This window comes from Photobacterium sp. GB-72, assembly GCF_003026095.1.
Taxonomy (GTDB): domain Bacteria; phylum Pseudomonadota; class Gammaproteobacteria; order Enterobacterales; family Vibrionaceae; genus Photobacterium.
This window is the reverse complement of the sequence record NZ_PYNV01000010.1, coordinates 153,985-165,369: the sequence shown is the minus strand read 5'-3', so window position 1 is coordinate 165,369 and position 11,385 is coordinate 153,985. Positions and strand designations below refer to the sequence as shown.

The following is an 11,385-nucleotide window of genomic DNA, read 5'->3' as shown; positions in this document are numbered from 1 at the left end:
TGATACCGCGCTCACGCTCTTCTGGAGCGTTATCGATTGATGCGAAGTCACGAGCAGCACCACCGTACACTTTTGAAAGTGTAGTACAGATAGCAGCAGTTAGAGTTGTTTTACCGTGGTCAACGTGACCGATAGTACCAACGTTTACGTGCGGTTTTACGCGTTCAAATTTTTCTTTAGACACAATTGTGTTCCTTCCTAGTTAAGATACGCCCCCTACTAGGTCGGGGACGGCTCTGAAGTTTGTATTTTATGCGTCAATAGCCATCGACGCAATAATGAAATTAGTTACGTTCTGCAATAATTTTGTCAGTAACATTCTTTGGCATTTCAGCGTACTCGCTAAACTCCATAGAATAAGACGCACGGCCTTGTGTTGCTGAACGCAAATCAGTTGCATAGCCAAACATTGCCGATAATGGAACTTGTGCACGAATAATTTTAATACCCGCATTGCCTTCGTCCATACCTTCGATCATGCCGCGACGACGGTTAAGATCGCCAACAACATCACCCATCCAATCTTCAGGCGTGGTAATTTCAACTTTCATCATAGGCTCAAGCAATACAGGGTTTGCTTGTAGCGCACCTTGTCTTAATGCCATTGAACCTGCGATTTTAAATGCAATATCGTTAGAATCAGTTTCGTGGAATGAACCGTCGAACAGCGTTGCTTTAACATCAACCATTGGGTAGCCAGCAAGCACACCACTCTTCATTTGTTCTTCGATACCAATCGCAGCAGCCGTGATATACTCTTTCGGCACGCTACCATTCACGATTTCATCTACGAATACGAAACCTTCACCAGGCTCAGTTGGTTCTAATCGTAAGCAAACGTGACCATATTGATTACGCCCACCCGTTTCACCAGCTTGTCGAATGAATTTACCTTCGACTTCCGTTGTACCACGAATACTTTCACGGTAAGCAACTTGTGGGTTACCCACATTACAGTCAACGCTAAATTCACGTTTCATTCGATCAACAATGATATCAAGGTGAAGTTCACCCATACCAGAAATTAATGTCTGGCCAGATTCATTATCAATTTCTACTCGGAAAGATGGATCTTCCATCGCTAATTTTTCTAGCGCGATTGCCATCTTATCCTGATCGGCTGTTGAACGAGGCTCAACAACGATCTGAATTACTGGTTCAGGGAAGTCCATGCGCTCAAGAATCACTTTATGATTTTGATCACATAGGGTGTCACCTGTTGTCGCAAATTTAAGGCCAATAGCTGCAGCGATATCGCCAGCACGCACTTCTTTGACCTCTTCACGCTTATTCGCATGCATTTGAACAATGCGACCTAAACGTTCACGTTTATCTTTAATGCTGTTAAAGACAGTATCACCTGAATTTACAACACCAGAATAAACACGCATGAATGTTAACGTACCTACAAACGGGTCTGTTGCAATTTTGAACGCAAGAGCTGCAAAAGGTTCATTGTCATCTGAGTGACGTTCAACAGGGTTACCGTTTTCATCTTCACCAGTAATTGCTTTTACTTCTGTTGGTGAAGGAAGGAAATCAACAACTGCATCAAGTACTGCCTGAACACCTTTGTTCTTGAATGCAGAACCACAAGTCGCGAGTACGATTTCGTTGTTGAGTGTACGTTGACGAAGACCAGCTTTAATTTCAGCTTCAGTCAGTTCGCCTTCTTCAAGGTATTTATCCATTAGTTCGTCATTCGCTTCAGCGGCAGACTCAACTAAATTCATGCGCCATTCTTCTGCTTCTTCTAATAACTCAGCAGGAATGTCTTCATAGGTAAAACTAGTCCCTTGATCAACTTCTGACCAGTTAATGGCCTTCATTTTGATCAGGTCAATTACACCTTTAAATTCATCTTCAGCACCAATATTCAGTTGAATAGGTACTGGGTTTGCGCCAAGACGGGTTTTAATTTGCTCGATAACACGAAGGAAATCGGCACCAGTACGGTCCATCTTGTTAACGAAAACCATGCGTGGTACTTCGTATCTATCAGCTTGACGCCATACAGTCTCTGACTGAGGCTCTACACCTGAAGAACCACAGAACACAACAACAGCACCATCTAATACACGTAGTGAACGTTCAACTTCAATGGTGAAGTCTACGTGTCCTGGAGTATCAATGATGTTGATTCGGTGCTCGTCGAACTGCTTGTCCATACCGCGCCAAAAGGTGGTTGTTGCAGCAGAGGTGATCGTGATGCCACGTTCTTGCTCCTGCTCCATCCAATCCATAGTAGCAGCGCCGTCGTGTACTTCACCAATCTTGTGAGATAGGCCTGTATAAAACAGGATGCGCTCGGTCGTTGTTGTTTTACCGGCGTCAACGTGAGCACAGATACCAATATTACGGTAGCGCTCGATAGGCGTTTTGCGTGCCACGGTTGTATCCTCTTACTAAGGTGAACCTTAGAATATGGTTTAGGCACAGCAGGAAAACCTGCCGTGCCCAAGCGGTATTACCAGCTATATTACCAGCGGTAATGTGCGAACGCTTTGTTCGCATCTGCCATACGGTGAACGTCTTCACGTTTCTTAACAGCAGAACCTTTGTTGTCAGCCGCATCAAGCATTTCGCCTGCTAGACGCTGAGCCATAGATTTTTCACCACGCTTACGCGCAGCTTCAACTAACCAACGCATAGCTAGTGCATTACGACGTACTGGACGTACTTCTACAGGCACCTGGTAAGTTGAACCACCCACACGGCGAGACTTAACTTCTACCGCTGGACGTACATTTTCAAGAGCTTTTTCAAATACAGCTAGGTGTTCTTCACCAGAACGCTCAGCCATAGTTTCTAGTGCAGAGTAAACAATTTTTTCTGCAGTAGATTTTTTACCGTCAACCATAAGGATGTTAACGAATTTTGCCAGCAATTCTGATTTGAATTTAGGATCTGGAAGGATCTTACGCTGACCGATTACGCGACGACGTGGCATGGATTATCTCCGTTGTCTTCTTCAGGTTATCCAAAACTTTTCAGTTTCTTCAAAATTAAATAATTTTAGTGTTTGGCCTTACTTAACGGAATCCATTAAGACTTAGGACGCTTCACACCGTACTTAGAACGACCTTGTTTACGGTCATTAACGCCTGCACAGTCAAGTGCACCACGAACAGTGTGGTAACGAACACCCGGTAAGTCTTTAACACGACCACCGCGGATAAGAACAACTGAGTGCTCCTGAAGGTTGTGACCTTCACCGCCGATGTATGATGTTACTTCGAAACCGTTTGTTAGACGAACACGACATACTTTACGTAATGCTGAGTTCGGTTTTTTAGGTGTAGTAGTGTAAACACGAGTACATACACCACGTTTTTGTGGGCACGCTTCTAGTGCTGGCACGTTGCTTTTTACAACTTGCTTAGCACGTGGCTTACGTACCAACTGGTTAATAGTTGCCATTAAATAGCTCCTGAATATTACTTTCGTAAGGTGAAAAATCTGCCTCCCAACAACAGGAGGACGCGAAATTTTAGGCATCGCACCCTAGGGTGTCAAGATCTAACCAACGATCAATCAAGTGATCATTTCTTAAACAATCCGTTTTTTATCACTTTTAAGGCTAATATCATACTTATTCACGCCCATTTCATATGCTGCTCATGCTTAACGGTTAACGAAACAAAGCCTTTATAATCAATAACATTAAGATTCTCATCACATTTACCTTGCAATCCACGTGCAATGAGATCAGCCTCAAGTAAATAAATTTTTACGCCAATATTTTTTATTACATTTAAATAATTATTTTTTGCCAAACTGGCGATCACTGCATCTTCTAACAGCAATATTTCATCACCAGCGGCAACATATGCTAAACATTGGGCCAAAGATTGGCTTTGATAGGGTGAGCGAGTAACGGTATGAAGCATTACGACCTCAAAATGTAAGAAGTTGTCGACATTGATGCATTTTTTCTATTAATTGTGCTTGTTCACAAACAATCACATCGATGATCAAATCATCTGTTGTTAGTCCGCGCGCACGGAGTGATTCTGCATTCACATAGATATTTTCAACATCATAAAGTTCAAGCATTTTAAATGTCGCAATATAATCTCGACTTAAAATTGCTTGTGGCTGCTGCTGTTTTAATAACTGAAATACACCATCATCAATAAAATACAGTGACAACTCTTCAGTATAAGCCGAACTTGCCAATACAGCATCTAGCCCTTCTCGCCCACTATTGTTGCCATGTGGTGAAGTTCTAAAGATAAAGCCCAGTGAATTCATATCTATACCACTAAAATTGTATGACGCGATCTGCCGTTAACAAGACTTCAGCAAGACCACCAAGCCCTACCTGTTCAAAGCCATCTGCAAGATTGACAGCAGATAATTGGTTTTGCTCTGCTTCTTGTTCACTGACAATACCGCGACGCAATGCGGCAGCCACACAGGTTTGCAATTCAACATTATGCATTTTAGCTAATGCTTGCCATGCCGCCACAAGATCAAATTCATCGGATGCTGGTGCCGTTAATGCAGAGCCATTTAACACGCCATCTTGATAAAAAAACACGCGTTGTAATACGTGTCCTTCTTCAATTAATGCTCTTGCAAATTGATAAGCTGAACGTGATGTTTGATTTCCGTATGCAGGACCATTGACCACGATAGCGTAAGTTAAACTCACTTCTCACCATCCTCGGTTTTTCGCTGACGAATATACAGATACACAGTGTGTTTGGAGATATTTAAACGATCTGCAACACGATTAATTGCATCTTTAATATCGAAAATGCCTTTATCAAACAACTCCATCACGATTTGACGGTTTTTGGCATTATTTGATACGTTTTTATCTGCATTAATTTCTTCGATAGTACGTTCTACCGTTTGATCAACGAGCTCATCAACATCGCTGGCAAAGTTAACCGTTGATGCCGCTTGCTTAGCTTCATCAGTAGGCATAAACGACTGCAGAATTTGAGAGAAAGGGGCATCTAAATTAACGTTTATACACAGCAGGCCAATGATATTATTTTCACCGTTACGAATGGCAATCGTGATTGACTTCATTAAGTCACCACCTTTAGCACGGGTGAAATAAGCACGAGAAAAATTGCGCTCAGAACCTTCAATATCGCGTAGCATGCGTAATGCAAGATCAGTGATTGGCGAGCCAACTTTACGGCCGGTATTTTCTCCGTTAGCAATCTTAATCGCAGAGGTGTTGAGATCGGCTAATGAATGGAGCACGATTTCACAAAAGGGACCAATTAACGCTGCTAAACCATCAACAACGGCTTCATAAGAGCGAAGAATAATATAATCATGCTCAGAGAAGATTCGGCTATCGACGATATCACTGTCGACCATCACCTCTGAACCAAAGTTATCAGTTGAAACCACTTTTCAATCTTCCATGTTGCAATCAATACTATTAATACGACTTATACATTCAACTTATGTATTAAATAGAATCAATAAAATTTAAAATATTGCTAGTAAGTTTATCAGATAATTAAAAAGAAAAGACCCGACATAAGTCGGGTCTTGATATTTATCAGCATATTTATTGGTAAATATTGCTCAACTATTGTGTTTTTGTCTCTGTAGCTGCTGGTTTTTCAGCTGGTGCCGCTGCAGGTTTTGCAGTTTTATCACCTTTAATACTTAGTAGCTCAACTTGGAATACCAATGTTGAATTAGCTGGAATGCTTGGGTTTGCTTGAGCGCCGTAAGCAAGTTGTGGCGGAATAACAAACTCAAACTTTGAACCTACAGGCATTAGCTGAACGCCTTCAGTCCAACCAGGGATTACTTGATTTAAAGGGAAAGTGGCAGGTTGATTACGCTGGTAAGAACTGTCAAATACGGTACCGTCAGTTAGCATGCCTTTGTAATTTACTTCAACTGTATCGGTTGCTGTTGGTTTTGGACCTGTACCTTCTTTCTCAATCTTGTACATTAGGCCGGTTTTAGTTGTTACAACACCCGCTTCTTTCGAGAACTTAGTACGGAACTCTTCACCAGCTTTTATGTTTTTCTCAGCTTCAGCTTTTGCTTTTTCTTCAACAATTTTAGCTACGCGCTGGTCAAGTTCTTGAAGCGCTTGTTGGGTTTGCTCTTGCGTTAAACGACTCTTACCCGCAAATACATCTTCAACACCTTGAAGTACGTCTTGACGATTTAGGTCTAGACCTAGCTCTTTTTGCTGATCAAGGTTGGCTGATAGGTATTGCGCCAGTGATGCACCAATTGCATAAGCTGCTTTTTGATTTTCAGTTTTAAATTCAACTTTAGCATCAGCAGCTGGAGTCTTAGCAGCAACCTGCTCTACTTTCGCAGGTTCAGCAGGCTTATTGGTGTCTGCTTTATTATCATCCTGACAACCAACAACGAGGAAAATTGTTGCTGCCAATACAGACATCTTTAGAACAGGTTTCATGTATTTCTCCATCAGTCAGTGAGGCAATGCCTCATTTTTTAACTGTACTTTTTAGAATGAGTATGAAAATAAAGTTATAACAATATACTACTAGCATTTGATTAAGTAACTGTAAAAAGCATGTCAGTTCAGTTATTTAATCAGACTAATTTACTCTACTAGTTACCCTATGCAAGCGGAACAAGAGCTTAATGTATAAAACTTTTTTTTCATTTTGTTTATTTTTATCCACTTTAACCTTGAGTGGTTGTTTCTTTTCTGGCTCAGAAGTCCAACGCTGGCAATTAGCCCCACAAGGTGCAACCAGTTTTAGCCTTAGCCGAGATGGTCGTTTTGCAATAGTTGCTGCAATAGAACAAGGTATCGTGCTATGGGACTTACATCAAAACAAAAAGTTAGCTGATTTTGGTTCTCAAGATCAACATCACAGTACGGTGATAAGTAGCCATATTTCTGACAATAAACGTTTTGCTATCACGGCCACAGCACAAAATTTTGCTATTTGGGATCTTGGCTGGTCCCAAGCACAAGGTTTATGGTCGATTGATGACACTACCATTAGAGATGTCGCTATTGCCAATAATGGCGACGACATCTTATTAGCGCTAAGTAATGGTAAGGCCTTATTTATCAATATTAGCACAGGAAGACGACTTGAGTTTTTAGCTCATCAAGAGAAAGTTAATAGTGTCGCTCTCTCTCCTAATGGCCGTTACGCGCTATCCGGCGGCAATGATCATAATGGCTATTTATGGGATACCCGAACAGGACAAATCTTGTATGGTTTCCCTCATAAAAGTCGCATTACTCGAGTCGCACTACAACGAGATGGAAAATTTGCCCTGACTGCCGATGGCACCAATGACGTCTTTATTTGGGATTTAACCAACGGCAAGAAAGTATCAGAGCTAGACATTACCCTTCGCCAACAAACCCTTTCGAGTGCGCGTTTTTCTGATGATGGTTCAATGGTAGCAACTGGCACTCCCTCACGCCGAGTGGAGTTATGGCAAACATCGGATGGGAAAAATATCGGTAGTTGGAAGGCGGAACGTCAGCAAGACACTCGACCCGCTACAGCAGTGGTGTATGATGTCGCTATTAGCCCAACAGGTAACGTCATCTCTGGATCATCATCTGGATTTGCCCAAGCCTGGTCAACCGATTGAAAACGACCATGACTGAGATTGAACAATTACAACACCGTATTGATGAACTTGAAATGAAACAAGCCTTTCAAGAGCAAACTATTGATGATCTTAATGATGCCCTTACCAAACAACAGTTCATGATTGACCGCATGGAAGTTCAGATGAGATTTTTAGTGGGTAAGGTAAAAGGCATGCAAGCACCAAATATGGCTAGCGAGTCGGAAGAAACTCCGCCGCCACACTATTAATCGTGTTTGACTAAAAAATGAAAATAAAAAAGGAAGCCTAAGCTTCCTTTTTTATTGATATCATTTGATGATATTAGTGAGAGCAGCAACCGCCTTTCTCTTCGCCACCGCAGCAACCTTCGTCACTGTTACCGTGATCGCCACAACCGCCTTCGCCGCCACAACAACCACCACCTTGATGTAGGTGACCGTGTGCAATTTCTTCTTCAGTCGCTGCGCGTACTGCAACAACTTCAACATCAAAACCTAGCGTTTGACCAGCAAGCATGTGGTTACCATCAACAACTACGTGATCGCCATCAACTTCAGTTACTTCAACAGGGATTGGACCTTGATCAGTATCTGCTAGGAAACGCATACCAACAGTAATTTCATCAACACCTTGGAATACGTTTGCAGGAACACGTTGAACCATTTCGTCCATGTGCTCGCCGTAAGCGTCAGCAGGAGCAACAGTTACTTCGAACTTGTCGCCAGCTACATGACCTTCAAGCGCTGCTTCAAGGCCAGGAATTAGATTGTTATGACCGTGAAGGTAATCAAGTGGAGCTTCAACTGTTGATTGATCTACAACTACACCATCTTCAGTTTTCACTTGGTAAGCTAGGCTTACTACTGTGTCTTTAGCGACTTTCATGTTTACTCCAAAATTTGAGCTTGGGGTGATAAGTTTTGCTCGACATCATACAGGATAATATGGCAATGATGCTAATTCCGTATTAGTCAGGCTTGAAAACACCTATCACTTGTTGTTTGGTCGTTGACGAAAGTTGTTCACTTTCTTGTACCGATTGTGGCACCCGTGTATCTGCATGATCACAAGCCACACACTCGACATATTCAACATCATCTTGTTGCCACCAGCGTAAAGTATCGATGGTTTGACAACTAGGGCATGCAGCCCCTGCGATAAATCGTTTTTTTATCATCCTGCTCTTTCCTTGATCATCACACAAGCGCTAGCTTAATCCCAACCATGATGGCGCTCTTCCTCACCTCGCATTTCACGATCGAAAATTTCTTCTAACTCTTTACGGGCTTCTTTTTGCCTTGATGCTAAATTGACGTCTTCACTATGCTGCGGCAATAGGTCCCGTAAGGCTTGTGTATCTATTTTACGAAAATGTGCCTCAGCACGTTTCGCTTTATACGGATGCATACCTAAAGATATGAGGGCTTGGCGACCTAAATCAAGAGCACCAGCAAAAGTTTCACGTGAGAAACATTCAACGCCTTGACCTAGTAATTGATGCGCTTCAACACGACTTCTCGCCCGCGCTAATATTTTTAAGTGCGGGAAATGTTGCTGACACATAGCCACCACTTCCATGACTTCTGTCGGTGCATCAGTACAGATAATAATTGCTTCCGCATTATCTGCCCCTGCTGCGCGGAGCAAATCTAACTGAGTAGCATCACCGTAAAAAACTTTATAACCGAACTTGCGTAAAAATTGGATTTGGCTCGGATCGCGCTCAAGTACGGTTACTTTAATTTTATTAGCAAACAGTAATCGTCCTATAACTTGTCCAAAGCGTCCAAAACCCGTAATGATGACACGGGGGGCACGATCAACAATATCCGACTCTGGCTCAGGTTGCTCACTCGCTTTGAAGCTTCGCACAAACCAGCGATTTTGAAGCGTTAATACGAGCGGCGTTGTCATCATTGATATACTTACAACCACCAGCAAGAAAGCTAATAATTGCGCATCGAGTAAACCTTCAGCACGAGCGGCAGTAAACAAGACAAACGCAAACTCACCACCCTGACTTAAAATCGCCGCCATCTGACTACGTGACTTTTCTCTTACGCCAAATATCCGGGCTAAAAGATAGAGCACGATGCCTTTTACTGCGATTAATGCTAATACCGCGGCTAAAATCTGTAATGGATATTGCCACAGTAACCCAATATTTACCGCCATACCCACTGAGATAAAAAACAGCCCCAGTAATAACCCTTTAAACGGCTCTATCGCAATTTCTAATTCATGGCGATATTCGCTCTCAGCTAATAGCACCCCCGCTAAGAATGCCCCTAACGCCATGGATAATCCAAGCGCCTGCATAATCAATGCAATACCAAGCACTAACAGTAATGCCGCAACATTAAACAGTTCACGAACACCACTCATCACCACATAACGAAACAGTGGACGAAGTAAAAAATGTCCACCGACAAGGAGTACGGCGATACCCCCTAACATCCAAAATGCATCATTCCAACTCCCCCCTTTACCACCAGCGAGAGCTGGGAGTAAAGCAAGCATTGGGATCACCGCTATATCTTGAAATAGCAGTACCGCAAAACCCGATTGCCCCGTTTCACTTCCTGATAATTGCTGCTCTTCTATTACACGCAGTGCAATTGCTGTTGAAGATAACGCCAGCCCCATGCCAATCACGGCTGAATCGCGCCACGTCAGCGAAGGTAAAAAGCCATTAAGGCTCATAACCACTACGGCAATAACCCCACTGGTGATCACCACCTGTCCACCACCTAACCCTAAAATGGGTTTACGCATTTGCCACAGTGTTTTCGGATTAAGCTCTAAACCAATCAGAAACAGTAACAACACAACGCCAAATTCAGAGAAATGGAGGATAGCATCAACATCGGAGATCAAGCCTAAGCCCCAAGGGCCAATGGCAATACCCGCAATCAAATAGCCTAACACTGAACCTAAGCCAAGCTTTTGCGCCAAAGGGACGGCAATAATAGCTGCGGCCAAAAAAACCACACTTAGAACAAGGAAATCATTGGTCATTGTTGGTCTCCTTCTTCGTTAAGCTAATTCGAGGCTCAATAATCAAAGGGTTCGCTAACCATGATTGGTATGCGCGTGCATGTTGGTTTAATTCATCCTGCGTGACGCGTCTTGCCCAGTGCAAGATAAGTGGCGGTAACCAATGCATTTGGCAAAGATCAGCACAAATTTCAAATGGCTTTAAAATGGTATCAATACCATAACGGTTATAACCATCTGGACTATAAGCTTCTGCTCCACCGCCAGTCGTGATCACCGAGCGCCAATATTTACCCACGGTTTCATTACCGTCACCGTGAGCGAAGCCTTTGCTTAACACTCTATCAAACCACTCTTTCAACAATGATGGGCAGGAATACATATAGAGCGGATGCTGGAAAATAATGATGTCGTGACTCGCGATCAGCTCATGCTCTGCGACAACATCGATAAAGAAATCGGGGTACGTGGCATATAAATCATGCACAGTAACGTGACCTAATAGCTCAATGTCTTGCAACATTGCGCGATTAGCAACGGACTCATCAGGATCAGGATGAGCAAAAATAATGAGAATTGATGGTAAGTTTTGTCGTGTCATAACATCCTTTGACAATCGTTCATATTCATCATGTGCAACAATAAGGACTTGCTCAGTATTATTCCATCATACCTAATTGTTAACAAACATGATCTTTTGTTTATCATTTGTTCAGCAAAACGTAACCTAAAGCAATAGAGAGATGTTAGCCACTCTGCGCTGTTTGAGTTAGACTTCCGCCCATAAGTCCAGTTTATTTAGTGGAGCGGGCAAGACCCCGG

The 11,385-nt window shown here is 42.7% G+C and carries 15 protein-coding genes; 2 read left to right on the top strand and 13 right to left on the bottom strand.

Annotated elements, in window-relative coordinates; all coding sequences use genetic code 11:
* The 9 genes from C9J40_RS13000 to fkpA form a co-directional block, all read right to left on the bottom strand.
* The coding region (locus tag C9J40_RS13000) for a GTP-binding protein (protein ID WP_233217677.1) at nucleotides 1-184 on the bottom strand (184 nt) is incomplete at its 3' end.
* Nucleotides 185-284: 100 nt separating this feature from the next.
* Nucleotides 285-2,390 (bottom strand): elongation factor G, encoded by a 2,106-nt coding sequence (fusA, locus tag C9J40_RS12995; RefSeq protein ID WP_107207519.1) that lies wholly within the window; start codon nucleotides 2,388-2,390, stop codon nucleotides 285-287.
* A gap of 89 nt (nucleotides 2,391-2,479) precedes the next feature.
* The gene (gene rpsG, locus C9J40_RS12990; protein WP_005371760.1) at nucleotides 2,480-2,950 is read right to left on the bottom strand and encodes a 30S ribosomal protein S7; all 471 of its coding nucleotides are present in this window, start codon (nucleotides 2,948-2,950) and stop codon (nucleotides 2,480-2,482) included.
* 95 nt (nucleotides 2,951-3,045) lie between these two features.
* Nucleotides 3,046-3,420, bottom strand: coding sequence for a 30S ribosomal protein S12 (gene rpsL, locus C9J40_RS12985; RefSeq protein WP_004399892.1), 375 nt, complete (start codon nucleotides 3,418-3,420; stop codon nucleotides 3,046-3,048).
* A 176-nt stretch (nucleotides 3,421-3,596) separates the two neighbouring features.
* Entirely contained in the window at nucleotides 3,597-3,890 is a 294-nt protein-coding gene (tusB, locus tag C9J40_RS12980) for a sulfurtransferase complex subunit TusB (RefSeq protein ID WP_107207518.1), read from the bottom strand.
* 7 nt (nucleotides 3,891-3,897) lie between these two features.
* Complete coding sequence (tusC, locus tag C9J40_RS12975) at nucleotides 3,898-4,254, bottom strand: sulfurtransferase complex subunit TusC (RefSeq protein WP_005371769.1); 357 nt, start codon at nucleotides 4,252-4,254, stop codon at nucleotides 3,898-3,900.
* Between the two features lie 10 nt (nucleotides 4,255-4,264).
* Complete coding sequence (gene tusD / locus C9J40_RS12970; protein ID WP_107247125.1) at nucleotides 4,265-4,657, bottom strand: sulfurtransferase complex subunit TusD; 393 nt, start codon at nucleotides 4,655-4,657, stop codon at nucleotides 4,265-4,267.
* Entirely contained in the window at nucleotides 4,654-5,376 is a 723-nt protein-coding gene (locus C9J40_RS12965) for a transcriptional regulator (protein WP_005371773.1), read from the bottom strand. Before C9J40_RS12965 ends, tusD begins: the two co-directional genes overlap by 4 nt.
* Nucleotides 5,377-5,560: 184 nt before the next feature.
* Nucleotides 5,561-6,415, bottom strand: a complete 855-nt coding sequence (gene fkpA / locus C9J40_RS12960; RefSeq protein WP_107247123.1) for an FKBP-type peptidyl-prolyl cis-trans isomerase — start codon at nucleotides 6,413-6,415, stop codon at nucleotides 5,561-5,563.
* 191 nt (nucleotides 6,416-6,606) lie between these two features.
* Between fkpA and C9J40_RS12955 the strand changes: the two genes are divergently transcribed.
* Together C9J40_RS12955 and C9J40_RS12950 are read left to right on the top strand one after the other, a co-directional pair.
* Entirely contained in the window at nucleotides 6,607-7,584 is a 978-nt protein-coding gene (locus C9J40_RS12955) for a WD40 repeat domain-containing protein (RefSeq protein WP_107247122.1), read from the top strand.
* An 8-nt stretch (nucleotides 7,585-7,592) separates the two neighbouring features.
* Nucleotides 7,593-7,814 (top strand): SlyX family protein, encoded by a 222-nt coding sequence (locus C9J40_RS12950; RefSeq protein WP_005371779.1) that lies wholly within the window; start codon nucleotides 7,593-7,595, stop codon nucleotides 7,812-7,814.
* A 73-nt stretch (nucleotides 7,815-7,887) separates the two neighbouring features.
* Here C9J40_RS12950 and slyD read toward each other — a convergent pair whose 3' ends face one another.
* The 4 genes from slyD to kefG all read right to left on the bottom strand — a co-directional run bounded on the left by slyD (nucleotide 7,888) and on the right by kefG (nucleotide 11,164).
* Nucleotides 7,888-8,451, bottom strand: coding sequence for a peptidylprolyl isomerase (slyD, locus tag C9J40_RS12945; RefSeq protein ID WP_107207514.1), 564 nt, complete (start codon nucleotides 8,449-8,451; stop codon nucleotides 7,888-7,890).
* Between the two features lie 82 nt (nucleotides 8,452-8,533).
* Nucleotides 8,534-8,743 carry a YheV family putative zinc ribbon protein gene (locus C9J40_RS12940; RefSeq protein ID WP_107207513.1) on the bottom strand — a complete coding sequence of 70 codons (210 nt, stop codon included), beginning with the start codon at nucleotides 8,741-8,743 and terminating at the stop codon, nucleotides 8,534-8,536.
* Nucleotides 8,744-8,778: 35 nt separating this feature from the next.
* On the bottom strand, nucleotides 8,779-10,584 hold the full coding sequence (kefB, locus tag C9J40_RS12935) for a glutathione-regulated potassium-efflux system protein KefB (protein WP_107247120.1): 1,806 nt from the start codon (nucleotides 10,582-10,584) through the stop codon (nucleotides 8,779-8,781).
* On the bottom strand, nucleotides 10,574-11,164 hold the full coding sequence (gene kefG, locus C9J40_RS12930; protein WP_107207511.1) for a glutathione-regulated potassium-efflux system ancillary protein KefG: 591 nt from the start codon (nucleotides 11,162-11,164) through the stop codon (nucleotides 10,574-10,576). Before kefG ends, kefB begins: the two co-directional genes overlap by 11 nt.
* Between the last annotated feature and the right edge of the window lie 221 nt (nucleotides 11,165-11,385).

Coding starts and splice junctions, on each gene's coding strand:
- rpsG (WP_005371760.1), bottom strand. CDS start 2,950: ATGCCACGTCGTCGCGTAATCGGTCAGCGTAAGATCCTTCCAGATCCT.
- rpsL (WP_004399892.1), bottom strand. CDS start 3,420: ATGGCAACTATTAACCAGTTGGTACGTAAGCCACGTGCTAAGCAAGTT.
- tusB (WP_107207518.1), bottom strand. CDS start 3,890: ATGCTTCATACCGTTACTCGCTCACCCTATCAAAGCCAATCTTTGGCC.
- tusC (WP_005371769.1), bottom strand. CDS start 4,254: ATGAATTCACTGGGCTTTATCTTTAGAACTTCACCACATGGCAACAAT.
- fkpA (WP_107247123.1), bottom strand. CDS start 6,415: ATGAAACCTGTTCTAAAGATGTCTGTATTGGCAGCAACAATTTTCCTC.
- C9J40_RS12955 (WP_107247122.1), top strand. CDS start 6,607: ATGTATAAAACTTTTTTTTCATTTTGTTTATTTTTATCCACTTTAACC.
- C9J40_RS12950 (WP_005371779.1), top strand. CDS start 7,593: ATGACTGAGATTGAACAATTACAACACCGTATTGATGAACTTGAAATG.
- slyD (WP_107207514.1), bottom strand. CDS start 8,451: ATGAAAGTCGCTAAAGACACAGTAGTAAGCCTAGCTTACCAAGTGAAA.
- C9J40_RS12940 (WP_107207513.1), bottom strand. CDS start 8,743: ATGATAAAAAAACGATTTATCGCAGGGGCTGCATGCCCTAGTTGTCAA.
- kefB (WP_107247120.1), bottom strand. CDS start 10,584: ATGACCAATGATTTCCTTGTTCTAAGTGTGGTTTTTTTGGCCGCAGCT.
- kefG (WP_107207511.1), bottom strand. CDS start 11,164: ATGACACGACAAAACTTACCATCAATTCTCATTATTTTTGCTCATCCT.